The sequence below is a fragment of the Streptomyces sp. MAI_2237 genome (assembly GCF_054189285.1).
On the sequence record NZ_JAJPGQ010000009.1, the window covers coordinates 1,335,562 to 1,357,997 of the forward strand.

At 72.9% G+C, this 22,436-nt stretch carries 24 protein-coding genes; 12 read left to right on the forward strand and 12 right to left on the reverse strand.

Features of this window, described 5'->3' with window-relative positions:
• The first annotated feature begins 39 nt into the window (after nt 1-39).
• On the forward strand, nt 40-486 hold the full coding sequence (locus tag LN251_RS41495) for a type II toxin-antitoxin system PemK/MazF family toxin (RefSeq protein ID WP_458249299.1): 447 nt from the start codon (nt 40-42) through the stop codon (nt 484-486).
• Between the two features lie 191 nt (nt 487-677).
• Entirely contained in the window at nt 678-1,031 is a 354-nt protein-coding gene (locus LN251_RS41500) for a carboxymuconolactone decarboxylase (RefSeq protein ID WP_458249300.1), read from the forward strand.
• 102 nt (nt 1,032-1,133) lie between these two features.
• On the opposite strand, the gene LN251_RS41505 is transcribed toward LN251_RS41500, so the two are convergent.
• Complete coding sequence (locus tag LN251_RS41505) at nt 1,134-1,565, reverse strand: hypothetical protein (protein WP_458249301.1); 432 nt, start codon at nt 1,563-1,565, stop codon at nt 1,134-1,136.
• Nucleotides 1,565-2,245, reverse strand: a complete 681-nt coding sequence (locus LN251_RS41510; protein WP_458249302.1) for a helix-turn-helix transcriptional regulator — start codon at nt 2,243-2,245, stop codon at nt 1,565-1,567. The genes LN251_RS41505 and LN251_RS41510 overlap by 1 nt, the downstream gene beginning before the upstream one ends.
• Before the next feature lie 162 nt (nt 2,246-2,407).
• On the opposite strand from LN251_RS41510, the gene LN251_RS41515 reads away from it, so the two are divergent.
• Entirely contained in the window at nt 2,408-2,758 is a 351-nt protein-coding gene (locus tag LN251_RS41515; protein ID WP_458249303.1) for a cupin domain-containing protein, read from the forward strand.
• Nucleotides 2,759-2,928: 170 nt separating this feature from the next.
• Here the strand turns inward: LN251_RS41515 and LN251_RS41520 are convergent, their stop codons facing one another.
• Nucleotides 2,929-3,756, reverse strand: coding sequence for a TIGR02452 family protein (locus LN251_RS41520; RefSeq protein ID WP_458249304.1), 828 nt, complete (start codon nt 3,754-3,756; stop codon nt 2,929-2,931).
• Nucleotides 3,757-4,046: 290 nt separating this feature from the next.
• Here LN251_RS41520 and egtA point away from each other — a divergent pair, with 290 nt between their 5' ends.
• The 4 genes from egtA to egtD are packed head-to-tail and all read left to right on the forward strand — an operon-like array spanning nt 4,047 to nt 8,438.
• Nucleotides 4,047-5,357, forward strand: coding sequence for an ergothioneine biosynthesis glutamate--cysteine ligase EgtA (gene egtA, locus LN251_RS41525; protein ID WP_458249305.1), 1,311 nt, complete (start codon nt 4,047-4,049; stop codon nt 5,355-5,357).
• Nucleotides 5,354-6,688, forward strand: coding sequence for an ergothioneine biosynthesis protein EgtB (gene egtB, locus LN251_RS41530; RefSeq protein WP_458249306.1), 1,335 nt, complete (start codon nt 5,354-5,356; stop codon nt 6,686-6,688). The genes egtA and egtB overlap by 4 nt, the downstream gene beginning before the upstream one ends.
• Nucleotides 6,688-7,479 (forward strand): ergothioneine biosynthesis protein EgtC, encoded by a 792-nt coding sequence (gene egtC, locus LN251_RS41535; protein WP_458249307.1) that lies wholly within the window; start codon nt 6,688-6,690, stop codon nt 7,477-7,479. Before egtB ends, egtC begins: the two co-directional genes overlap by 1 nt.
• Nucleotides 7,476-8,438 (forward strand): L-histidine N(alpha)-methyltransferase, encoded by a 963-nt coding sequence (gene egtD / locus LN251_RS41540; RefSeq protein WP_458249308.1) that lies wholly within the window; start codon nt 7,476-7,478, stop codon nt 8,436-8,438. Before egtC ends, egtD begins: the two co-directional genes overlap by 4 nt.
• Nucleotides 8,439-8,507: 69 nt before the next feature.
• Here the strand turns inward: egtD and LN251_RS41545 are convergent, their stop codons facing one another.
• Entirely contained in the window at nt 8,508-9,758 is a 1,251-nt protein-coding gene (locus tag LN251_RS41545; protein WP_458249309.1) for an extracellular solute-binding protein, read from the reverse strand.
• Between the two features lie 230 nt (nt 9,759-9,988).
• Here LN251_RS41545 and LN251_RS41550 point away from each other — a divergent pair, with 230 nt between their 5' ends.
• Entirely contained in the window at nt 9,989-10,207 is a 219-nt protein-coding gene (locus LN251_RS41550) for a dodecin (protein WP_249835067.1), read from the forward strand.
• 58 nt (nt 10,208-10,265) lie between these two features.
• Here LN251_RS41550 and LN251_RS41555 read toward each other — a convergent pair whose 3' ends face one another.
• On the reverse strand, nt 10,266-10,757 hold the full coding sequence (locus LN251_RS41555) for a phosphatase domain-containing protein (protein ID WP_458249310.1): 492 nt from the start codon (nt 10,755-10,757) through the stop codon (nt 10,266-10,268).
• A gap of 176 nt (nt 10,758-10,933) precedes the next feature.
• Here LN251_RS41555 and LN251_RS41560 point away from each other — a divergent pair, with 176 nt between their 5' ends.
• The gene (locus tag LN251_RS41560) at nt 10,934-11,434 is read left to right on the forward strand and encodes a hypothetical protein (RefSeq protein WP_458249311.1); all 501 of its coding nucleotides are present in this window, start codon (nt 10,934-10,936) and stop codon (nt 11,432-11,434) included.
• Between the two features lie 54 nt (nt 11,435-11,488).
• Here the strand turns inward: LN251_RS41560 and LN251_RS41565 are convergent, their stop codons facing one another.
• The 3 genes from LN251_RS41565 to LN251_RS41575 form a co-directional block, all read right to left on the reverse strand.
• Nucleotides 11,489-11,779, reverse strand: coding sequence for a DUF1876 domain-containing protein (locus LN251_RS41565; protein ID WP_458249312.1), 291 nt, complete (start codon nt 11,777-11,779; stop codon nt 11,489-11,491).
• A gap of 120 nt (nt 11,780-11,899) precedes the next feature.
• A complete protein-coding gene (locus LN251_RS41570; RefSeq protein WP_458249313.1) occupies nt 11,900-12,601 on the reverse strand; it encodes a CBS domain-containing protein in 702 nt (233 codons plus the stop codon).
• Between the two features lie 54 nt (nt 12,602-12,655).
• Nucleotides 12,656-13,603 carry a universal stress protein gene (locus tag LN251_RS41575; protein ID WP_458249314.1) on the reverse strand — a complete coding sequence of 316 codons (948 nt, stop codon included), beginning with the start codon at nt 13,601-13,603 and terminating at the stop codon, nt 12,656-12,658.
• 620 nt (nt 13,604-14,223) lie between these two features.
• Between LN251_RS41575 and LN251_RS41580 the strand changes: the two genes are divergently transcribed.
• A complete protein-coding gene (locus tag LN251_RS41580; RefSeq protein WP_458249315.1) occupies nt 14,224-14,646 on the forward strand; it encodes a (2Fe-2S) ferredoxin domain-containing protein in 423 nt (140 codons plus the stop codon).
• A gap of 14 nt (nt 14,647-14,660) precedes the next feature.
• On the opposite strand, the gene LN251_RS41585 is transcribed toward LN251_RS41580, so the two are convergent.
• On the reverse strand, nt 14,661-15,458 hold the full coding sequence (locus LN251_RS41585) for an SDR family oxidoreductase (protein ID WP_458249316.1): 798 nt from the start codon (nt 15,456-15,458) through the stop codon (nt 14,661-14,663).
• A gap of 88 nt (nt 15,459-15,546) precedes the next feature.
• On the opposite strand from LN251_RS41585, the gene LN251_RS41590 reads away from it, so the two are divergent.
• The gene (locus tag LN251_RS41590) at nt 15,547-16,587 is read left to right on the forward strand and encodes an LLM class flavin-dependent oxidoreductase (protein ID WP_458249317.1); all 1,041 of its coding nucleotides are present in this window, start codon (nt 15,547-15,549) and stop codon (nt 16,585-16,587) included.
• A 49-nt stretch (nt 16,588-16,636) separates the two neighbouring features.
• On the forward strand, nt 16,637-18,979 hold the full coding sequence (locus tag LN251_RS41595; protein WP_458249318.1) for an ATP-binding cassette domain-containing protein: 2,343 nt from the start codon (nt 16,637-16,639) through the stop codon (nt 18,977-18,979).
• Here LN251_RS41595 and LN251_RS41600 read toward each other — a convergent pair.
• The 3 genes from LN251_RS41600 to LN251_RS41610 all read right to left on the reverse strand — a co-directional run bounded on the left by LN251_RS41600 (nt 18,943) and on the right by LN251_RS41610 (nt 21,923).
• Nucleotides 18,943-19,344 (reverse strand): hypothetical protein, encoded by a 402-nt coding sequence (locus LN251_RS41600; RefSeq protein WP_458249319.1) that lies wholly within the window; start codon nt 19,342-19,344, stop codon nt 18,943-18,945. The two genes, LN251_RS41595 and LN251_RS41600, sit on opposite strands and share 37 nt — an antisense overlap.
• An 89-nt stretch (nt 19,345-19,433) precedes the next feature.
• A complete protein-coding gene (locus LN251_RS41605; protein ID WP_458249320.1) occupies nt 19,434-20,606 on the reverse strand; it encodes a right-handed parallel beta-helix repeat-containing protein in 1,173 nt (390 codons plus the stop codon).
• A 120-nt stretch (nt 20,607-20,726) separates the two neighbouring features.
• Nucleotides 20,727-21,923 carry an alanine--tRNA ligase-related protein gene (locus LN251_RS41610; protein ID WP_458249321.1) on the reverse strand — a complete coding sequence of 399 codons (1,197 nt, stop codon included), beginning with the start codon at nt 21,921-21,923 and terminating at the stop codon, nt 20,727-20,729.
• Nucleotides 21,924-22,436 lie beyond the last annotated feature (513 nt).

Here is a 22,436-nt window from a genome sequence, read left to right on the forward strand (position 1 = left end):
CCCGAACGGCCCGGCGGCGGCGACCACTAAGGTGCCTGCGTGACTGCGTTTACCGATGAGAACGTCCCGGGCCGCTTCGGCCCCACCGCCACCACCGAGGCCGACCCCCGCCGGGTCGGCCCGGTGCGCACCGAGTACTCCCCCGCGCACGACGGCGACCCCGACCCGGGCGAGATCGTGTGGACCTGGGTGCCGTTCGAGGAGAACGACGGCCGGGGCAAGGACCGTCCGGTCCTGGTGGTCGCCCGCGAGGCCGCCGGCACCCTGCTCGCCGTACAGCTCTCCAGCAAGCGGCACAACGACGACCGGGAGTGGGTGGCGATCGGCAACGGGCCGTGGGACCGGTCGGGGCGCGACTCGTGGATCTCCGTGGACCGGGTACTCAGGCTGCACGAGGACGGGATGCGCCGGGAGGCGTGCGCGCTGGACCGGGGCCGCTTCAACCTGGTCCGCCACCGCCTGCACGAGCGCTACGGCTGGAGCTGAGCGACTCCCCCGACCGTGCTCGTCAGAAGGTTTCACCCGCCTCGGGTGATTGAGGCTCTCGCCGTCCGGTGGATTCTGCTGTTCGGAAGCTCAGTCCAGCAGCTGTGCCCGGGCACTGGACGCTCAACTGCGCGACGAGAGCCCGGCGTGTCCCCGGGGCGGCGCCTGACGACACAGGAAGGCGGTGCGCGATGACCGCTGCACCCGACACTCCCGTACTCGACACCCTCACGGCCATGACCCTCGACTCCGTCGAGCGCTGCCACATGGAACCACGCTCGCTGATCCTCGCCCGGATCGCGGCACTCGTCGCCATGGACGCACCCGCGATCTCCTACATGGCGCACATCGACCCGGCGATCAAGGCCGACTTCACGGTGGACCAGCTGCAGGACCTGCTCGTCGCCATCGCCCCCGTCGTGGGCACGGCACGCGTCATGTCGGCCGCGGGTCACATCGCCCAGGCCTTCGGCGTCGCGATCGCGCTGGCCGAGACCGAGGCGGAGGCGATGGCCCAGGCCGAGGCAGAGAGCCGTAAGACCTGACGGACGGCTGCCGGCCGTCACCGGGCATCGATCACCCGATTGCCTAGAGCCGTCACCGAGCGCCCTGCGCGCCCACCGTCCGGCGCTCGTGGCATGCGGCTGTCATGAATGGGTGAGCAGCCCGATCCCCAGTGCCACCAGCGCGGCGACCTTCGCCACCTCGAGGCCGACGTAGTAGAGGTGCTCGCGGGAACGCGGTACGTCCTCGCCCGCCAGGACACGGTCGGACCTGCGGTTGAGCCGCGGCCGCACCACGACCAGCTGGGCCAGGAGCAGGACGACGGCCGCGACGACCGGTCCCACGACACCGACGGGCCGGTCCCCCGTGGCGACGGCCACCGCGAGCGCGACGGCGAGGACGGCCTCGACGAGGTTCAGGGCGCGGAAGACCAGCCGCCCGATCCCCAGGCCGATGGGAACGGTCACGCCGGGGGCGCGGAACTTCAGCGGCGCCTCGAGGAAGGAGATCGCCAGCACCATCCCGAGCCAGAGGAAGGTGACCGCGACCGACGTCACGGCCCAAGTGGGGTGCATCAAGGGTGCCTTTCTGCTGTCTGCTGCGGTGCGGGCGCCAAGTGGGCCAGGCACGCGCCGGGTTCGGCGAAGGGTTCGAGGCTGGTCGCGGTCAGCGGCGCCCGCAGCTCGTCCAGGGCTCCCTGCATCAGGGCGAGATGCAGGGGACAGACCAACTGCCCGTGCTCCTCAGCGAGTTCGAGGAAGGGGCAGTGGCGCAGCCGGATCCGGGCGGGCGGTGTGCCGTCCTCGGCGTCCGGGGCGAAACCGAGGTCGTCCAGAAGGCGGACGAGACGGGCGGCCGCGTCCTCGGGGGTGGGCCGCCGGTACGGCTCCGGCTGCTCGACCAGGAAGCGGCCCCAGGCCCGGCCCGTCTCCATGGCGGCGGAGCGCCCTTCGGAGCCGGTGCCCGCGAGCCGGCTCAGCAGCATCCGCGCGAGCAGCTGGTAGCCGCGGGTTCCGCCGCGGTCCATGCCCGGGCGGGGCGTGTAGACGGTGCGCGGGCGCCCGCGGCCGGAGGGCTGCTGCGTCCGCCGCTCGACGGCACCTTCGTCGACGAGGGCGTCCAGGTGGAACCGCACGGTGTTGGGGTGGACGCCGACGCGCTCGGCCGTCTCGGTGACGCCGAGTGGAGCGTCGGCCGCCCGCAGCACGGCGAGGACCTCGCCGCGGCGCGGGCTGGTGGTGCGTGAGCCGGACACGCCTCCTCACCCCTCTTCCGTCTCTGCCGTTCCCCGTCATTTTCTCCAAATGTTACCTGTAATAATTAGGGAAACTGGAGGCGGGTCGGGAAGCCGAGGCCCCGACGGCCGGGAGCGGAGAGAGCGATGGCACGAGTTCCACAGCCGCACGAGGAGGAGCCGATGCCGGCTCCTCTGTGCGACGTCGACGCGTTGGCGACGGCATCCGCGACGGGCGTGCTCTGGAAGCTCACGGAGAGCGGGCGTCAGCTCGACGCCAACCTGGTCCGGCTGGCGCCCGGCCACCACATCGCCCCGCACGCGGAACCGGACCTGGACGTCCTGGTGCTCGTCGTCTCGGGCGCCGGCACGATCGGGGCCGGCGTCGAGGGCGACCCGCTGCCCCTCGCCGCGGGCTCCCTGTTCTGGCTCCCTCACGGCTCCACCCGCAGCATCACCGCGGGCGACGACGGCCTCGCCTACCTCACCGTCCACCGGCGCCGCCCCGGCATGCGGATCGGCCGGGCGCGCTGAAACGAAGGCCCCCGGAACAACTCGGCCGGGCACGCTGAGGCGAAGACCCCCGCGAAACAACCCGGCCGGACGGGAACGCGGACGGCCCCTCGTCCGTCTTTCGGAGTGAGGTCCCCGCGGCATCCCCCGTCCGCGGGGGCCTCACCACCTCCCGGGTCCCGCCCCGCGGGCTACGACGGCTGCAGCCGCCCCGCCGGGAACGCCCGCGCGAACGCCTCCCGTGCCGCGCTGTCCGGTCTGCGGTCCAGCACCCCGAACACCACGTGCTCGAAGTGCGCCGCGAACCGTCCGCCCGGTCCGAGCAGCGCCCGGAAGGCGGCCGCCACCTGCACGGGGTCGTTCTGGAACACGCCGCACCCCCAGGCCCCGAGCACCAGGCGCCGGTAGCCGTGGGCGGCGGCCGTCTCCAGCACCCGCTCGGCGCGCACCGCGAGGGCCCGCGGAAGCTCGGCGGCCCGCTCGGGCGCCGTACGCCTGATGACGCCGGCGTTCGGTGCGGCGGCCGTCAGGAAGCCGGCCGTGTACGGCTCGTCCAGCAGGCGGCCCCGGTCGTCGCGGAAGACGGGGACGGCCGGCGAGTGGATCACGCGGTCCGAGTAGAACGGGTCGCGGTGGGCGCGGTGATGGTCGTAGAACCCGGGGACCTCGAGCAGGCACCGGTACAGCGCGGAGGAGCGGCACAGCGCCTCCTCCTGGGCCTGGGCGCCGTTGAGGAAGCCGCCGCCCGGGTTGCGGGCGGAGGCGAAGTTCAGCACGGCCGGGCCGCCGCCGACGCGGCGCGCCGCCTCGAGGCTGCTCTCGCCGGTGACCTCGAAGAACGTCTCGGCGGGCGCGGTCTGGGGCACGGGGACGGGCTCCGGCCCGTACATGCGCGTGCCGGCCCGGGCCGCGGCCACGGGCTCCGCGATGGACACCTCGCGCCCGCCGGGCGTGCGGTAGACCCCCGCCTCGACGATCTCCTCGGTCTCGCGCGCGATGCCGCGCAGGCGCGCGCTCATGGCGCCACCCCCGTGGACGCCATGCTCGCGTGCCGTGCGCGCTCCCCCGTCGTGCTCATGCACCGATCGTGGGTGATGCTGGAGTGACGGTGCAACAGAGTTTTCGTGTCCGAAAACGCGCAGGAAAGCCCCGGGAAACCGGGGGAAGGAGGAGATTACCGAGCCGGAACGTACCGGTACGCACCCTTGTGCGAATCGGCACGAAGGTCTTGGGTGGGACGAGTGCCGCCGTCCGGGCGCCTGACGGGCCGGGCCGGCGGCACGGTGGAATCTCAGAAAGGGATCCCGGAATGTCCGATTCAGCCACTGACTGCGGCGAGTGTACGGAGCCCCGTACCGCCCTGTCCGAAGCCGAGGTGGAGGCCCTGGTCCGGGGCATCTGCTTCAAGACCGGCCCGCCCCGGGGCATCGGCGTCGAAGTGGAATGGCTCGTCCACGAGCTGCGCCGGCCGCAGCTGCCCGTCACACCCGAACGACTCGACGCGGCGTACGCCGCACTGCGGACCGTGCCCCTGAGGTCGGCGCTCACCACAGAGCCCGGCGGCCAGCTCGAACTGAGCTCACCGCCCGCCACCTCCCTGATGGAGTGCATCGGTACCGTATCCGCCGACCTCGACGCCGTCCGCACGGCGCTCGCCCGGCAGGGCCTCGGCCTCGTCGGCATCGGCCACGACCCCTGGCATCCACCCCGCCGCTTCCTGCGTCAGCCGCGCTACGACGCCATGGAAGTCGCCCTGGACCGCGCCGGCCCGGCCGGCCGGCGCATGATGTGCACCTCGGCCTCCGTCCAGGTGTGCCTGGACGCCGGGTACGAGGAGCCCGGACCGCTCGGCCACGGACGGCGCTGGTGGCTCGCGCACCAGCTGGGCGCGGTGCTGCTGGCCGCCTTCGCCAACTCCCCGCTGGCCTGCGGACGGCCCACGGGCTGGCGTTCCACCCGGCAGCTGACGTGGATGGAGATCGGCGCCGGCCGGGCGGGCGGACCCGCGCTGAACGGCGATCCGCGCACGGCCTGGGCCCGGCACGTGATGGACGCCCCGGTGATGTGCGTCCGGCGCGAGGGCGGCCCCTGGGACGTCCCGGACGGGCTCACGTTTCGCGAGTGGGTCCGCTCGAAGGCGCCCCGGGCGCCGACGCGCGAGGACCTCGACTACCACATCACGACGCTGTTCCCGCCGGTCAGGCCGCGCGGCTTCCTGGAGCTGCGCATGATCGACGCGCAGCCGGGAGACGACGGCTGGATCGTGCCGCTCGCCGTGACCACCGCGCTGTTCGAGGACCCGGAGGCCGCCGAGACCGCCTACCGGCTGGTCAAGCCGCTGGCCGAACGCTCCACGGGCCGTCCGGCGCCGCACAACCCGCTGTGGACCGCCGCCGCCCGCGACGGCCTGGCCGACCCCGAGCTGCACGAGACGGCCGTCGGCTGCTTCACCGCGGCGCTGGAGGCGCTGCCCCGGACGGGAGCCACCGAGCGGGTCACGGACGCCGTGGCCGCGTACCTGGAGCGCTACGTCCGCAGGGGCCGAACCCCTGCCGACGATCTGCTGGACCGCCTGCGCGAGACGAGCCCTCGCGCCCACGGGAAGGACCCGAGCTCATGACCGACCCCGCCATCGACGAACCCACCATCGATGCGGAAGCACTCCGGGAGCGGGCGCTGACCACCCTCACCACCGCCCGTACCCGCACCACGCTGCTGACCAGTTGCGTCGAGGACCCCGACCTGACCGCCCAGCACTCCCCGCTGATGTCGCCGCTGGTCTGGGACCTCGCGCACATCGGCAACCAGGAGGAGCTCTGGCTGCTGCGGGGCGTCGCCGGCCGGGACGCGATGCGCCCCGAGATCGACGGCCTCTACGACGCCTTCGAGCACCCCCGTTCCGAACGCCCCACGCTGCCGCTGCTGCCGCCCGCGGAGGCCCGCGCCTACGCGGCCGAGGTACGCGGCCGGGTGATGGACGTACTGGAGAGCGCCGACTTCCACGGCACCCGGCTGACCCAGGCGGGCTTCGCCTTCGGGATGATCGCCCAGCACGAACAGCAGCACGACGAGACGATGCTGATCACCCATCAGCTGCGCAAGGGGCCGCAGGCGCTGACCGCCCCCGACCCGGAGCCGGTGCCGCTGTTCACGGGCCCGGCCGAAGTCCTCGTGCCCGGCGGACCGTTCACCATGGGCACGTCCACCGAACCGTGGGCACTGGACAACGAACGCCCGGCGCACCGCCGCGAGGTGGCGTCCTTCCACATCGACACCACCCCCGTGACGAACGGCGCCTACCAGGCGTTCATCGAGGACGGCGGCTACGACAACGAGCGCTGGTGGACGCCCGAGGGCTGGGCCCATGTGCGCAAGCACTCCCTGCACGCACCGCTGTTCTGGCACCGCGACGGCAAGCAGTGGCTGCGCCGCCGCTTCGGGGTGACGGAGGTCGTGCCGCTGGACGAGCCGGTCGTCCACGTGTGCTGGTACGAGGCCGACGCCTACGCCCGCTGGGCCGGCCGGCGGCTGCCCACCGAGGCCGAGTGGGAGAAGGCGGCCCGCCACGACCCGGCGACCGGCCGCTCGACGCGCTACCCGTGGGGCGACGCCGACCCGGCGCCCGAGCACGCCAACCTCGGCCAGCGGCACCTGCGCCCCGCCCCCGCCGGCAGCTACCCGGCCGGCGAATCACCGCTCGGCGTACGGCAGTTGATCGGTGACGTGTGGGAGTGGACGGCGAGCGACTTCCTGCCCTACCCGGGCTTCCATGCCTTCCCGTACAAGGAGTACTCGGAGGTGTTCTTCGGGCCGGAGTACAAGGTGCTGCGCGGCGGCTCGTTCGCCGTGGACCAGGTCGCCTGCCGGGGGACGTTCCGCAACTGGGACTACCCGATCCGGCGGCAGATCTTCTCAGGGTTTCGCACCGCGCGTTCCGCGGGGGACGTCTGATGTGCCGTCACCTGGCCTACCTGGGGCCGCCGGAGCCGCTGGGCACCCATCTCGTGGAGCCTGTGCACAGCCTCTACCACCAGTCGTGGGCGCCGCGGCACCAACGCTACGGCACCGTCAACGCCGACGGTTTCGGCGTGGGCTGGTACGCCGAGGGCGACCCGGTGCCGGCCCGCTACCGGCGTGCCGGACCGATCTGGGCGGACCTGTCCTTCGCCGACCTCGCCCGGGTCGTGCGCACCGGCGCCCTCCTGGGTGCCGTACGCGACGCGACCCTGGCGGGCTCCGACGCGGAGGCCGCCGCGGCGCCCTACGCCTCCGGACCCTGGCTGTTCAGCCACAACGGCGCCGTCCGAGGCTGGCCGCAGTCGCTCGCGCCGCTGGTGGAGCGGCTGCCCGCCGTCGATGTGCTGTCCCTGGAGGCCCGCAACGACTCGGCGCTCGTCTGGGCGCTGGTCCTGGCGCGGCTGCGCGACGGCGACGACGAGGCGCAGGCGCTGGCCGACACGGTGCTGGAGGTCGCCGAGGCCGCCCCCGGCTCGCGGCTGAACCTGCTGCTCACCAACGGCGAGACGATCACCGCGACCACCTGGGGCGACACCCTCTGGTACCTGTCCCGGCCCGGCCGCAGCACCGTCGTGGCCTCCGAGCCCTACGACGACGACCCGCACTGGCACGAGGTCCCCGACCGCACCCTTCTCGCGGCGAGCCGCACGGACGTGCTGCTCACCCCGCTCAAGGAGCCGAGCGACACCTCGGCCACCGCACTGCCGAAGGAGCCCCGTACGTGAGTCCGTTCCTTCTCACCCGCACCCTGCCCGAGGACGCCACGGACGCCGCGCTGCGCGCCGACGTCCTGCACGGCCTGACCGGCAACCCCAAGACGCTGCCGCCGAAGTGGTTCTACGACGCCCACGGCAGCGAGCTGTTCGAGCAGATCACCGAACTGCCCGAGTACTACCCCACGCGCGCCGAGCGCGAGATCCTCATCGCCCGCGCCGGCGAGATCGCCGCGGCGACGCGGGCTCGCACCCTGGTCGAACTGGGCTCCGGTTCGTCGGACAAGACGCGACACCTCCTCGACGCGCTCACCGCACTGCACACCTACGTCCCGGTGGACGTCAGCGAGAGCGCGCTCACCCAGGCCGGACAGGCGCTCGTGGCGGAGCGTCCCGGACTGAGCGTGCACGCCCTGATCGCCGACTTCACGGCCTCCCTGGCCCTGCCCGACACCCCCGGGCCGCGCCTCGTGGCGTTCCTGGGCGGCACGATCGGCAATCTGCTGCCCGCCGAACGGACCGTGTTCCTGACCTCGGTCCGCTCCCTGCTGTCCCCCGGCGACGCGCTGCTGCTCGGCACCGACCTGGTCAAGGACGAAAAGGTGCTCGTCGAGGCGTACGACGACGCGGCCGGTGTGACGGCCGCCTTCAACAAGAACGTCCTGACCGTCGTCAACCGCGAGCTCCACGCCGACTTCGACCCCGACGCCTACGACCACGTGGCGCTGTGGGACACGGAGAACGAGTGGATCGAGATGCGGCTGCGCTCGCGCGCGGAACAGACGGTGAAGATCCCGGCGCTGGACCTGGCCGTGGACTTCGCCGAGGGCGAGGAACTGCGCACCGAGGTGTCGGCGAAGTTCCGCAAGGACGGCGTGCGCGCCGAGCTGGACGCCGTGGGCCTGGAACTGGCCCACTGGTGGACGGACGAGGCGGGACGGTTCGCCCTGTCGCTCAGCGTCGCACGCTGACCGACGGCAGGTGAGGGGCGGGTGACGGCGACGTCATCCGCCCCTTGCGCAGGAGGGGCGGAACTCGCCTCACCCCAGGCTGTTCAAAACGGCCGTGATGCGTCGGGAGGCGCGACGGGCCTCGGTCGCCGGGTCGGCTCCGGTGAGCACCCTGGTCATGTACGGCTTGATCGGGTTGTCGGCCTCGACCGCGCCCCACTGAGGCGTGGCCGGTGTCGCCCGTCCCTGCGCGGCCCCGGCCGCCATGGCGGCGACGCCCTCCTCGCCGGCGACGGCCTTGGCGAGGGACTTGCGGTTGGGGACGTAGTTCATGGTCCGCGCCAGGTCGGTGTCCCATCGGACGCCGGTGAGCGCGGCGACGACGGCCACGGCGCCGTCCCGCTCGCGCGTGTTGTTCGGTACGACGAGGTCGGAGCCGCCGGTGAAGACGGCGCCGGGGCGGTGCGGGGTCCTGCCGGGGACGGGGAAGAAGCCGATCTTCTCCCTCAGTTCGGGGTTCTGCTGGACGATCGCCCGGGCCTGTCCCGGCACCGCGACGATCTGTGCGACGCGTCCTTCGGCGAACACGCCCGCCTGCGGCGGGTGTTCCTCGTCGGAGCCGACCGGACCGCGGCCGAGCGACTGCAGGCGCCGGTAGAAGTCCATGCCGCGCAGGGCCGCCGGGGTGTCCAGGGTGCCCCGCCAGCCGCCGCCCTCCCGGTCGTCGGCGAGGTCGCCGCCCTCGTCCCAGATGAAGCCGGCCAGGGTGTACCAGTCCTGTCCGGCGAGGTAGATGCCCTGCACGCCGCCGGAATCGAGGTGCCGTGTCGCGGCGAGCCAGTCCTCGCGGGTGCGCGGCGGAGCCGTGACGCCGGCCCGGGAGAACAGGTCCTTGCGGTGGATGACGACCCGGTTGGCCGCGTACCAGGGGATGCCGTACTGGTGGGAGGCCTGCTGGCCCGGCTCGGCGAGGCCGGGCAGCCAGTCCCGCCTGCCCCAGCGCAGGGACTCCAGCGTCAGATCGAGCAGCCGGTCGCCCTCCACGTACTGCGGGACCTGGGTGTTGCCGACCTCGATGACGTCGGGTCCGTGACCGGAGGCGGAGTCGAGGGCGGCCTGCACCTTCGGGCCGATGCCGGTCCACTGCTGGATGCGGATGTCGAGCCTGAGGTCGGTGTGTTCCTGCTCGAACCGCTCGGTGAAGCGGCGCAGGAAGTCCTGGGAGGCGCTGTCCTTCATCAGCCACACGGTGACCGTGCGCCGGTCGGCCTCGCCCGGGACGAGTCCACAGGCGCCGGCGAGGCCGACCGGGGCCAGGGCGAGCAGGCTGCGACGTCTCACGAGGGGTCCTGTTCTGTCTGCGGACAGGGAAGGGGGCCCGGCGTGGGGGGACGAGCGGGGGGCTCGTTCGGGTGTGCCCGGATTTTGGTATGGACCAATGCGGGGGGTCAAGAGGGGCAAGGGCCCCGAAGCAGACGTCTCGCGCTCCGTCGCAGCTTGGGGCACCGTGGAGTGACGCGTGACACACGTGACACTCCGGTCATCACGGCCGTACGGAGAGGAGCACCCGCATGTCGAATCACACCTATCGGGTCACGGAGATCGTCGGCACCTCCACCGACGGTCTCGACGAGGCGATTCGCAACGGCATCCGCCGTGCCTCGCAGACCCTGCGCAACCTGGACTGGTTCGAGGTCACCCAGGTGCGCGGGCAGATCGAGGAGGGCGAGATCGCGCACTACCAGGTCGGCCTGAAGGTGGGTTTCCGGCTGGAGGAGGAGTCGGACTGACGGCTTCGCGGGCGACACGAAAGGTCACCATCACCGCTTCGGCCCGGCGGGCGGGCGCTCAGGTCCGCCCCTCGCGCTCCTGTGCCACCCTCAGCTCGGTCGACGGGGTCGCCCACCGCGCCCGTACGACCCTGAACCCCGCCCGTTCGGCGTCGTCGCACACCAGCTCGTCGTCGTCGACGAACAGGCGGATCTCACGGGTGCGGGCGAGGCGGCGCAGGATCTCCAGTTTGGTGCGGCGGGCCGGCCTGCGGTCGTCGTTGCGCCGCATGTGGACCCGCCCCTCGGGCAGTGCCTGCGCGGCGAGCCAGTCCAGCGTGTCGCGCCGGCAGCGCTCGGGACGTCCGGTGAGGTAGACGACCTCGCACTCCTTCGCGCTCTCCAGCACCAGCGCGATGCCCTCGGCGATCGGCGGATCGTCGGGGGCGGCCGCGAAGAAGCCCTCCCAGTCGCGCGGTGCGCGCTCCAGGAACCGCTGACGGTGCGCGGTGTCGGCGAGGGTGTTGTCCAGGTCGAACACGGCGAGGGGGCGCGCGCTGCTGTCGGTCACCCCTCCACCCTAGGCAGGCGGTGCGGGCCGCACATGGCGCGGGCCGGCATGAGCCGCCGCCGAACGGCCCCTGTGCGCAGGCCGGTCGGCCCGCGACGCGCCCGACTCGGGCCGGTAGCAAGGAAAGGGGGAGGCGATCCCCCCGTGCTTTCCGCGGGGACAGGGAGGGGAACATCATGACGACCAGCCGTATCGCCTTACGGCGCCTGGCGCTGGGCGGGATGGTTCTGGCGCTGGGGCTGCCGGCCCCGGCGACCGCGGCCGGCAGCCGTGCGGACGCCGCGGCCGAACCGACCGTCGCGAGCGGCGCCCCGGGGCGCGGTGGCAGTCCGCACTCCGCCGTCGACCGCGTAGCCGACTTCTACGGCAGCTACATCGACGTGCTGCACGACTCCGGCCGCGGACGGCTCGCCGACGCCCTGCGCCGCCACTACCTCACCACCGGCCTGCGCGAGAGCCTGGCCCGCTGGGAGGCCCGCCACCACCAGGACGGCATGCTGCGTGCCAAGGGCGTCCCGCTCGAGTGGAGCGTCGTCGTCAACGACAGCGGCATGGGTCACTGCTGGAGCCGGGTCACGCTCACCTGGAAGGCCGCCGGCCACCCGCACACCACCCACCTGATGGTGCAGTCCGACCTGTCGACCCTGCTCATCTCCGGCATCAGGACCGACGAGTAGCCGGGGCCGCGGCACGGGGCCCCGTGCCCGAGGCGTCATGCGGGTGTACGCGGCTCACATGGCCCAGCCGAGGGACCGACGGGGCTCCCGCTCGGCGCCGCCGGACGCCGTGCCCTCGACGTCGTTCTCGGCGAGGGCCACCAGCTGCCGGCCCAGATCGTTCAGGGCCCGGCCCGCGGCCAGCTCGTCGCCGATCTCCGGCACGTCCGTGTCCACGGGGTTGCGGTGCGCGACCCCGTGGCCGGTGAGCGTCGTGGCACCGGTGTCCAGCACGGCATGCGCCTTGGTCGTCCGCTCCTCCTCGAAGAGGTGGAGCCGTATCTTCCACTCGCTCGTGTGCGCCATGGCGTCCCTCCTCGGCCCGGCGGGCTCCGCACGGTGCGCGGGCCGCCCGCCCCGCACCTCCATGGTCGGACGCCCGCGGGAGCCTGTCACGCCGATGCCTCTCGCGGGCGGCGCCACCGCCTACATGTGTCCGGGCGAGACACCGGCCGGCAACGGCCGGGAGTCGTCCAGGCGGTAGCCGAGAGCCTCGGTGACAGCCACGACCCCGTCGACACGGCGGGCGACGAGCACCGCGAGCCCGGTGTCGCTGCGCCGCTCCACGTGCCCGCGCAGCCTCACCACGCCGCCGGTGACACCGACGTCCACCAGGTAGCGAGGCTGGCAGAGCGCCGCGGCCACCTGGTCGCCGACGTCACGGCGGATGTCCTCGTCCGGGCGGAGGAAGACCCGCAGCAGGTCGCCGCGGGTGACGATGCCCGCGAGCCGGCCCCGCCGGTCCACCACGGGCAGACGTTCCACGGCGTGCCGCCGCATCGTGCGCGCGGCCTCCGTCACCGACGCGTCGGGCGTCGTGGTGACGGCGGGCCCGGTCATGAGGTCGTCCGCGGTCGTGGCCCGGGCCTTGGCCGCCGCCGCCCGTGCCGAGCGGGTCAGCCGGGGCAGCCTCGGGCGCCTGCCCCGCCGCACATCGTCCTGGGCGGCCTGTCGATGGAGCAGGTCGGTCTCGGAGATCACCCCGAGGACCCGCCCCCCGTCGTCCACCACGGGCAGCCCGCTGATGCGATGCTCCGCCAGCAGCGCGGCCACCGTCTTGAACGACGCGTCACGTGGTGCGCGCACCACCTCCCTGGTCATCACGTCCTCGACCGTGCGGTGCCTCATCGTCTTTCCTCCTGCTCCTTCCGGATTTCGGTTCGGGACCTCCGCCGTCCTCGCTCAGCCGGCGGGGACGAGGTAGACCGGGCAGTGCGCGCGGTGCAGCAGCGCGTGGGTGACCGGGCCGAGGCGCGGCGCGGGCCGCCGGGCGTGCGGACGGTGCGCCGTGATCACGACGGCGTCGGCCGCGCGTGTGGCCTCCACCAGGGACTCGGCGGCGCCGCCCCACACGGTGTCGGTCTCGACCACGACCGCCGGGAACTTCTCCCGGAGCGTGGCCACGGCACTCAGGGGCACCGCCGACTGCTTGCGGCCCTTGGCCTCCAGCTCCTCCTGCAACCGCTCGGCGGAGACCACGGGACCGGCGCCCGACGTCGCCGGCAGGACACAGGTGTGCAGGACCCGCACCCGGGCACCGCGCTGCTGCGCCTGTTCGAAGCCGAACCGGGCCGCCTCGGTCTCGGTGTCGGTGCCCACGCCCACCAGGACCACGCCGTGCTCCAGCCCGCCGTACGCCGCCTCGCCCCGTACCACCAGCAGCGGGCTCGAACAGCTGCCCGCGAGCCGACGGCTCACCGAGCCGGACACCAGTGCGGTGATCTCGCTCAGGCCGCGGCTGCCGATGACGGTCAGCGCGGCGTGCTCACCCCGGCGCAAAAGCTCCGCCACAGCCGGGTGCGGGCTCAAAGTCGCCGTCACCTCCAGTTCCGGAACCTGCTCGTGCACGCGCGCGACGGCGGTCTCCAGCACGGCGTGCGCCCGCTCGAGGAGCGAGGACGTCTCCGGCTCCGGCCCGCCCGGGCGCACCTCGTGCGCGCCGTGCTTGGCCCACGGCCAGCCGTGCAGGATCTCCAGCGCGGCCCGCCGCGCCCCCGCCTCCGCGACCGCCTGGTCCAGAGCCCGCAGCGCCTCGTCGGACCCGTCCACGCCCACCAGCACATGCCCGTGCAGGGCGGGACGGGGCGCGTACCTGCCGTAGTCCCACAGACTCTCGCGCTCATGCGTCATGACCACTCCTCTCCCGGCCCCTCGGGCCCTCGAGCGCGTCCGGCACGCACCTGCCCACGCGTTGGTCCCTCTCGTCACTTCCAGCCTTGTGAGGAGGCGGCACGCCGTGCTTGGGCCCAACGGGCACGAGCCGAGCCACTCGGCCCAGGCCCGTGCGCGGACCGGCCGGGCGGCGGGCCGAGGGGCTCTGTCGACGTCGGCGGGCCGCGCGGCGGACGCCGATGAGGGCCGAACGGCCCTCGGGGACGGCCCCCTTCGGCCCTGGTACAGCCTGCGGGCAGCCGTACGCTGGAATCAGCCTGCGGGGCGAGCGAGGGAGCGCATCCGGGACGCCACCTTCGACAAGGGACACGAGCCCTTGTCAACGGAAGGGGTGACGGATGGGCTGAGAGGCCGGAAGGTCCGGGGACCGGACGGCGACCTCCACCACCTGATCCGGACCATACCGGCGAAGGGAGCCCACCTCGCAGGTTCTGTCGTGCCCAGGGGGCACCCTTTCCTCCCCCGGCGGCCACTGCCGAGCGCACAGCCACATGGCGAGCACGCGGAGGCGGGAGGGCCCATGCGCGTCGGCCGACCCGGTGGGGCGGGGCCCCGGGCCGATGGATCATGCTTCTCCCATGGCATCCCGGTTCTCCGCCCCCCGCACCACGCTGATCGGCGCGGCCCAGCAGCGCCCCTGCACGCTCGTCGTCTGCCGGGGCTGCTGCTGCGGCGACCCGCGCAAACACCCGGGCAGCGACCACGCCTGGCAGCTGGAGCGGCTGCGCGCCGCGGCGGCCGAGTCCGGCTTCCAGGTCCGTACGACCGACTGCCTCGGCCCCTGCGACCAGGCCAACGTCATCGTCGTCCAGCCGTCGGCGGCCGGGCGGCGGGCCGGCGGCCGGGCCACGTGGGTCGGCTTCGCGATGGACGACGACTGCACGCAGGAGGTCATCGACTGGGCGGCGGCGGGCGGACCGGGCCTCGCCGTACCGCCGGTGACCCTGGAGCTGCAGTTCATCCGGCCGCCCCGCGACGCCCGGACGCGCGGCCGCCGCTGACGGCCGGGCCCTAGCTAGGCGAATCCGCCGTTGCTCATCAGCAGCTGACCGTTGATCCAGCCGCCCTCCGCGGAGCACAGGAAGTCCACCAGGTGCGCGGTGTCCCGTGGGGTGCCCAGCCGGCCGAGCGGGGTGGCGCGCACGCAGTGCTCCCGGACCTCCTTCGTCATCCAACCGGTGTCGACGGGGCCGGGATTGATGACGTTGGCGGTCACACCGAGGCCGGCGAGCTCGTGGGCGGCGGCCAGGGTGATGCGGTCGAGGGCACCCTTGCTCGCCCCGTAGGGCAGGTTGCCGACGGTGTGGTCACTGGTGAGGGCGATGATCCGGCCGGTTCCCGCACTGCCGGCGAAGCGGCGCCCGAACTCGCGGATCAGCAGCCAGGTGGCGCGGGCGTTGACCGCGAAGTGCCGGTCGAAGCTCTCGACGGTCGTGTCGAGCAGTCCGGAGTCGACCGACTCGCAGTGGCACATCACCAGCGCGGTGACCCCGCCCAGCCGCCGCTCGGCCTCCTCGAAGACACGGGCCGGGGTCTGCGGATCGGCGAGGTCCGCCTCGATCGCCGCCGTGGACACGCCGCATCCGCTCAGTTCCGCGCCGATCGCCGCGGACGCGCCGGATTCCCTCCCCCAGGTCATGCGGTCGTCGTAGGGGCTCCAGAAGGTGAAGGCGACGTCCCAGCCGGAGGCGGCCAGGCGGCGGGCGACACCCGCGCCGATGCCGGCCGTGCGCCCCACGCCGGTGATCAGGGCGACGGGACGGACGGCGGCCCCGCCGGGCGCGGTGTGCTCCTGATCGCTGCGCGTCGTCACGGTGGGAGATCGTCCTGGGGCGGACCGGGGGCGTCAACCGCTTTTCCCGCGCAAGGAATCTCGGGGGCCACCCGGTGTTGAACCCTGTATGAGTTCCCTGATCGCCCGGACCCCCTTCTCCGTGCTCGACCGCTCCCGCACCCGCGAGGGCCACACGCATGCCGAGGCGCTGCGGGACACCGTGCGGCTGGCGCAGGAGCTGGAGGCGCTCGGCTACCGGCGGCTGTGGGTGTCGGAGCACCACGGTGTGCCCGGGGTCGCCGGGTCCGCGCCGACCGTGCTGGCCGCCGCCGTCGCGGCCGCGACGCGCACCATCCGGGTCGGCACCGGGGGCGTGATGCTGCCCAACCACCGGCCCCTGGTCGTGGCCGAGCAGTTCGGGGTGCTGGAGTCCCTCTTCCCCGGACGCGTCGACATGGGGCTGGGGCGGTCGGTGGGCTTCACCGACGGTGTGCGCAGGGCGCTGGGCCGGGACAAGGAGGCGGCCGAGGACTTCGCGGGGCAGCTGGACGAACTGCTCGGCTGGTTCCGCGGCACCTCCCCCACCGGCGTCCATGCCCGCCCCGCCGAGGGCCTGACCGTGCCGCCGTTCGTGCTCGCGATGGGCGAGGGCGCCGACCTCGCCGCCCGGGCGGGCCTGCCGATGGTGATCGGCGACCTGCGCAACCGGGAGAAGATGCTGCGCGGCATCGAACGCTACCGCGCCGGTTTCCGCCCCTCCCCCTGGGCGGCGGAGCCGTACGTCGTCGTCTCCGGCACGGTCGCCGTGGCCGCCACGCCCGAGGAGGCCCGCCGCCTGCTGATCCCGGAGGCCTGGTCGATGGCGTACTCCCGCACCCACGGCACCTTCCCGCCCCTGCCGCCCGCCGAGCGCGTCGAGACGCTGACGATGACCGCGAAGGAGCGCGGCTTCTACGAGGCCGGGCTCGCCGGACACGTCGCGGGCACCGAGGAGCAGGTCGCGCACGAGCTGGAGACGGTGCTGAAGGAGACGGGCGCGCAGGAAGTGCTGGTCACCACCAGCACGTACGACCGAACGGCGCTGGCGGACTCCTACCGCAGGCTGGCGGGGATCTTCGGCGCACCGGCGGCAGGGCGTCACGCGGCGCCGCCCGGCCCGGCCGCGTAGGATCGCGGGGTTTGTCCTCGAAAGTGACGGAGTAACGGAGTTCCCGCTGATGCCCACCCCCCACGACCCGTACGTCCGTGTCCGCGGCGCCCGCGAGCACAACCTCAAGGGCGTGGACGTCGACATCCCGCGGGACGTGGTGGCCGTGTTCACCGGCGTCTCCGGGTCCGGGAAGTCGTCGCTGGCGTTCGGCACGATCTACGCGGAGGCGCAGCGGCGCTACTTCGAGTCCGTCGCCCCGTACGCGCGCCGTCTGATCCACCAGGTGGGCGCGCCGAAGGTCGGCGAGATCACCGGGCTGCCGCCCGCGGTCTCGCTCCAGCAGCGCCGCTCCGCCCCGACGTCCCGCAGCTCGGTCGGCACGGTCACCAACCTCTCGAACTCCCTGCGCATGCTCTTCTCCCGCGCCGGCACCTACCCGCCGGGCGCCGAACGCCTGGACTCGGACTCCTTCTCCCCCAACACCGCCGCCGGCGCCTGCCCCGAGTGTCACGGCCTGGGCCAAGTGCACCGGACCAGTGAGGAGTTGCTGGTCCACGACCCGTCGCTGTCGATCCAGGAGGGCGCGATCGCCGCGTGGCCCGGTGCCTGGCAGGGCAAGAACCTGCGCGACATCCTCGACGCCCTCGGGTACGACGTGGACCGGCCCTGGCGCGAGCTGCCCGCCGAGCAGCGCCGGTGGATCCTGTTCACGGACGAGCAGCCGGTCGTCACCGTGCACCCGGTCCGCGACGCGGACCGCATCCAACGCCCCTACCAGGGCACGTACATGAGCGCCCGCCGCTACGTCATGAAGACGTTCTCCGACTCCAAGAGCCCCGCCCTGCGCGCCAAGGCCGAACGCTTCCTGACCGCCGCCCCCTGCCCGGCCTGCGGCGGCGCGAGGCTGCGTCCGGAGGCGCTCGCGGTGACCTTCGCGGGCCGCACCATCGCGGACCTGGCGGCCCTGCCCCTGGTCGACCTCGCGGGCCTCCTGGTCGGCGAGGACGAGCCCGCCCGCGCGCTCACCGACGACCTGCGCTCGCGCATCGCACCGGTCCTCGAACTCGGCCTCGGCTACCTCAGCCTGGACCGCGCCACCCCCACCCTCTCCGCGGGCGAGCTGCAACGGCTGCGCCTGGCCACGCAGTTGCGCTCCGGGCTGTTCGGTGTGGTGTACGTCCTCGACGAGCCGTCCGCCGGCCTGCACCCGGCGGACACCGAGGCCCTGCTGACCGTGCTGGAGCGGCTGAAGGCGGCCGGGAACACGGTGTTCGTGGTCGAGCACCACCTCGACGTGGTCCGCGGCGCCGACTGGCTGGTGGACGTGGGCCCGCGGGCCGGGGAGCACGGCGGGCAGATCCTGCACAGCGGCCCCGTCGCGGAGCTCGCCGACGTCGCGGAGTCGGCCACGGCCGACCACCTCTTCCACCGCCCGCCCACCCCGGAACGCCCACCGCGCGCCGCTCAGGGGCAGTTGACCGTGGGCCCTGTCACCCGGCACAACCTGCGGGCGGTCACGGCCGACTTCCCGCTCGGGGTGTTCACCGCGGTCACCGGCGTCTCCGGGTCCGGGAAGTCGACGCTGATCGGCGAGATCACCGAGGACCTGCCGGGCGTGCGACGGCTGGTCTCGGTCGACCAGAGGCCCATCGGCCGCACCCCGCGCTCCAACCTGGCCACCTACACGGGCCTGTTCGACGTCGTCCGCAAGGAGTTCGCGGCCACCGAGGAGGCCCGGAAACGCGGGTACGGTGTCGGGCGCTTCTCCTTCAACGTGGCGGGCGGGCGCTGCGAGACCTGCCAGGGCGAGGGGTTCGTCAGCGTGGAACTGCTGTTCCTGCCGAGCACCTACGCCCCGTGCCCGGACTGCGGCGGGGCCCGCTACAACCCCGAGACGCTCGAAGTGGCGTACCGGGGACGGAACATCGCGCAGGTGCTGGACCTCACGGTGGAGAAGGCCGCGGACTTCTTCGCCGGAACCCCGGCCGTGGCGCGCAGCCTCAGCACGCTCCTCGACGTCGGCCTCGGCTACCTCCGTCTCGGCCAGCCCGCGACGGAGCTGTCCGGTGGTGAGGCACAGCGCATCAAGCTCGCGGCCGAACTGCAGCGCGGGCGCCGCGGCCACACCCTCTACCTCCTCGACGAACCCACCACCGGCCTCCACCCCGTCGACGTGGAGGTCCTCATGCGCCAGCTGCACGGCCTGGTGGACGCGGGCCACACGGTGATCGTCGTCGAGCACGACATGGCGGTCGTGGCGGGCGCGGACTGGGTCATCGACCTGGGGCCGGGCGGCGGCGACGCGGGCGGACGGATCGTTGCGGCCGGACGGCCGGCACAGGTGGCGGCGGTGGCGGCCAGCGCCACCGCGCCCTACCTGGCGCGGGCGCTCGTCCCCCACACCCGCTGAATCAGGGTGGCCAGGATCGCGGTCGCGGCCAGACTGCCCACCATGACCATGATCACCCCGACCATGAACAGACCGCTGGAGTCGTCCGACCAGTCGAGGTAGGCGGCGAGCGTCACTCCGGCCGTGGTGCCGGCGACGGCTCCCGCGATGTGGCCCCGGGAGGCCGCCCAGAACAGCGGCACGAGCAGGGTCAGCACCAGCCCGATCACCTGCCACGGCTGGTAGGGGCCGGTCGTCGTGCCGTCCGGCTGGACGTCGTAGTGCTGGTCCCAGCCCAGCCAGGCGGCCCAGAGCGCGAGTGCTGCGCCGGCCGGCACGAGCACCGGCAGAAGTCGGGACAGGGGGTTCGGGAGTCCTTGGCTCATGGCCCTAGCGTTCCGCCGCGGCCCCGTCCCGGCACAGAGCGCACGTACTCAGATCCGTCCGAGTACGTGCGCCCGCCCGGGGAGTACGGCTACGGCGTCACCCGGACGCCGCCGAACGTCACCGCCAGGCTGCCGTCCGACGCGAACGACCAGCCGAGAGCCCCCGAGTAGGAGGAGCAGCGGGAGCCGTTGGAGCCGGTCCAGAACTGGTCGGAGCTGTCGGTGTTGCCGACGGTCTTGTCGTTGGAGCCGCTCACCGCGAAGCGGCACGAGGTGTCGTTGCGGAAGACCGAAGTGCCCGCGTCGAAGGAGAAGTTGCGCTGCGCGTTGTCGACGCTCGCGTTGTTCGAGATGGTCATCGTGCCGGGGTTGCTGTTGTACGTGAACCCGTGGTGGCCGTTGCGGTAGGCGATGCTGTGCTGGACGACGTGGTTGACCGCGATGTCGTCGCCGCCCAGCTTGTAGCCGTTGCGGTCGCCGTTGGAGTTCACGGTGCCGTTGCTGAGCGTGCCGTTGGTGTAGGACAGGGAGTACTCGATCGTCACCGGCCCGATGGCACCGGTGTCGGTCTTGGTGTACAGGTCCCAGCCGTCGTCGATGTTGTTATGCGAGACGTCGTAGCGGAACACGTTCCCCGTGCCGGTGGTCAGCTTGGCGGCGAAGCCGTCCGCGTCCTCGCCGTCGGAGTCGGCGTTGTCGTGCGACTCCGAGCTGACGATCAGGTTGTTCGACGGCCACTGGCCGCTAGGCGTGCTGGAGGAGATCCGGCCCAGCTGCAGACCCGTGTCGCGGTTGTACGCCGTCACCACGCGCTCGACGACGTTGTTGCTGCCGCCGACGAAGATGCCGTTGTCCCCGGCGTGCTGGACGGTGATGCCGTACACCCGCCAGTAGTTCGCGTTGAGTTGCAGGCCGCGGTTCGACGAACTCTCGCTCTGCGCCGCGAAGTCCAGTACCGGCTTCTCGCCCGGGTAGGCGGTCAGCGTGGTCCGGGCACCGGAGGTGCCGTTGCTGCCCGCGGGGACCGTGACCGTCGAGGAGTAGTTGTAGGTCCCGCCGCGCAGGTAGATGGTGCCGCCCGAGGCGATGCGGCTGATCGCCGTGGCCAGCGTCGTGGGGGCGGACTGGGTGCCGGCCGCGCTGTCGGTGCCACTCGGCGACACGTACTGCGTGGTGCTCGCGGCCTGGGCCGGCGTGCCCGACAGAGCGACGAGCGCGCCGGCCAGCAGGCTGACTGACGCGAGGACGGATCTCACGTGCATGGTGGTTCCTCCGGTTCGTCCGTGACCAGGGGTGCCGTGCATGAGAAAGCGCTTTCTCCTGTTTCCAGACGGGAACGTAAGCGCTTGCCGTGATCGCGTCAATAGCTGCGTACTTGATTCTTATTCACGCACGTGAACCGATGTGGGTTCGAGCAGACCCATGACGAGGTCGCGGGGCAGGCCGTGGGTGTCGTGCAGATAGCCGAAGTCCTTCTCGCCCAGCGGGCGCCGGAACTCCGGGCGGGACAGCAGGCGGCGCCCGCGTTCGAGAAGCCTGGTGAACTTCCGCTCCTCCTCCAGGAGTTCACTGCGGACCAGGTCGGGGTCGCAGGTCAGGCGGAAGTGGTCGAGGGTGTGCAGAAGGGGGTGCGAGGGCAGGTCGGACAGGCTGCGGGAGGGGTCCTCGCGCCGCAGGGTGGTCAGCAGGCGGCGGACCAGACGGCGCAGGACGTATCCGCGGCCGGTGTTGGACGGTCGTACGCCGTCGCCCAGCATGACGACACAGGCGCGCAGATGGTCGCAGACCAGCCGTGTCGACGGCTCGTCGCGCAGGTCCCACAGGCCGGGCACCGTGGACGTCCACGGCTCGAACAGGTCCGTGTCGTAGACCGACCGGCGGCCCTGCAGGACCGTCACGAGCCGTTCCAGGCCCATGCCGGTGTCGACGGCGGACCGGCCGAGGGGTTCGAGGCTGCCGTCCTCGTGCCGGTGGTAGCGCATGTGAACGTGGTTCCAGATCTCCACCCAGCGGGGGTCGGTGGTGGGTGTGCCCTGGGGCGGGGTGCCCTCGTCGCCGGTCCACACGAAGATCTCCGAGTCGGGGCCGCACGGGCCGACCGGACCGTTGGACCACCAGTTGTCCTCGGTGGTCGACTCCACCGGCAGCCCCAACTCCTCCCAGATGCGCAGGGATTCGACGTCCGGGCCGACCTGCCCGTCGCCGCCGAAGACCGTGACGTGCAGCCGCTCGCGCGGGATGCCGAAACCGTCGCGCAGCAGCTCGTACCCCCAACGCAGGCTCTGCGGATGGCCGTAGTCGCCGAGCGACCAGGAGCCGAGCATCTCGAAGACGGTCAGATGGGTCGGATCGCCCACCTCGTCCAGGTCCGTGGTGCGCAGGCAGCGCTGGACGTTGACCAGGCGCCGGCCCTGGGGATGGGGGCGGCCCAGCAGGTACGGGGTGAGCGGGTGCATGCCGGAGGTGGTGAACAGCACCGGGTCGCCGGGCGGCGGCAGCAGCGTGCCGCCGGTGACGGGACGGTGGCCGCGTTCGCGGTAGAAGTCCAGGAAGGTGCGGACGGTCTGCTCGGTGTTCATCGCGGTGGTCCTTCGGTCGGGGGACCGGAAAGGAACGCGGGGCAGACGGGCGATGACGCGAGTGAGTCCCGGCGGTCCGTTTCCGGCCGCCGGGGAGAGAGGGGGAGGTCAGGCGTCGGCAGCCGGGGAGCTGGTCGCTCGCGCGGCTGCGGTACGGGTTCGCCTGATGACCTTCATGAACCCGACGCTAACAGCGCCGGGGCCGACCGTCGCGCGAATTTCCCTCGGCGTCCGTCGCGTCCGCGGGCTGCGGGTGCGCCACCGCCGGCCCGCGGGATGTGGCGCCATCACCTCCGCGGACCGCGGCCGGTGCTTCGCCGTCACCTCGGCGGACCGCGGCCTGCACCTCGCCAACCAGTCCGTCGACTGCGGGTAAGGCACCCTCCGACCCGCTTACGGATGCTTCGCCGGCCCATCCACCGACTGCGGCCGCTGCTTGGCCGTCACGTCCGCGGGCTGCGGGTGCGCCCGACCCGCGGCTTACGGATGCGGCGCCGTCACCTCCGCGACCGC

Coding starts and splice junctions, on each gene's coding strand:
- LN251_RS41580 (WP_458249315.1), top strand. CDS start 14,224: ATGGCATCCCGGTTCTCCGCCCCCCGCACCACGCTGATCGGCGCGGCC.
- LN251_RS41515 (WP_458249303.1), top strand. CDS start 2,408: ATGCCGGCTCCTCTGTGCGACGTCGACGCGTTGGCGACGGCATCCGCG.
- LN251_RS41565 (WP_458249312.1), bottom strand. CDS start 11,779: ATGGCGCACACGAGCGAGTGGAAGATACGGCTCCACCTCTTCGAGGAG.
- LN251_RS41590 (WP_458249317.1), top strand. CDS start 15,547: ATGAGTTCCCTGATCGCCCGGACCCCCTTCTCCGTGCTCGACCGCTCC.
- LN251_RS41560 (WP_458249311.1), top strand. CDS start 10,934: ATGACGACCAGCCGTATCGCCTTACGGCGCCTGGCGCTGGGCGGGATG.
- LN251_RS41610 (WP_458249321.1), bottom strand. CDS start 21,923: ATGAACACCGAGCAGACCGTCCGCACCTTCCTGGACTTCTACCGCGAA.
- LN251_RS41570 (WP_458249313.1), bottom strand. CDS start 12,601: ATGAGGCACCGCACGGTCGAGGACGTGATGACCAGGGAGGTGGTGCGC.
- LN251_RS41500 (WP_458249300.1), top strand. CDS start 678: ATGACCGCTGCACCCGACACTCCCGTACTCGACACCCTCACGGCCATG.
- LN251_RS41605 (WP_458249320.1), bottom strand. CDS start 20,606: ATGCACGTGAGATCCGTCCTCGCGTCAGTCAGCCTGCTGGCCGGCGCG.
- egtC (WP_458249307.1), top strand. CDS start 6,688: ATGTGCCGTCACCTGGCCTACCTGGGGCCGCCGGAGCCGCTGGGCACC.
- egtB (WP_458249306.1), top strand. CDS start 5,354: ATGACCGACCCCGCCATCGACGAACCCACCATCGATGCGGAAGCACTC.
- egtA (WP_458249305.1), top strand. CDS start 4,047: ATGTCCGATTCAGCCACTGACTGCGGCGAGTGTACGGAGCCCCGTACC.
- LN251_RS41550 (WP_249835067.1), top strand. CDS start 9,989: ATGTCGAATCACACCTATCGGGTCACGGAGATCGTCGGCACCTCCACC.
- LN251_RS41600 (WP_458249319.1), bottom strand. CDS start 19,344: ATGAGCCAAGGACTCCCGAACCCCCTGTCCCGACTTCTGCCGGTGCTC.
- LN251_RS41595 (WP_458249318.1), top strand. CDS start 16,637: ATGCCCACCCCCCACGACCCGTACGTCCGTGTCCGCGGCGCCCGCGAG.
- LN251_RS41575 (WP_458249314.1), bottom strand. CDS start 13,603: ATGACGCATGAGCGCGAGAGTCTGTGGGACTACGGCAGGTACGCGCCC.
- LN251_RS41505 (WP_458249301.1), bottom strand. CDS start 1,565: ATGCACCCCACTTGGGCCGTGACGTCGGTCGCGGTCACCTTCCTCTGG.
- LN251_RS41520 (WP_458249304.1), bottom strand. CDS start 3,756: ATGAGCGCGCGCCTGCGCGGCATCGCGCGCGAGACCGAGGAGATCGTC.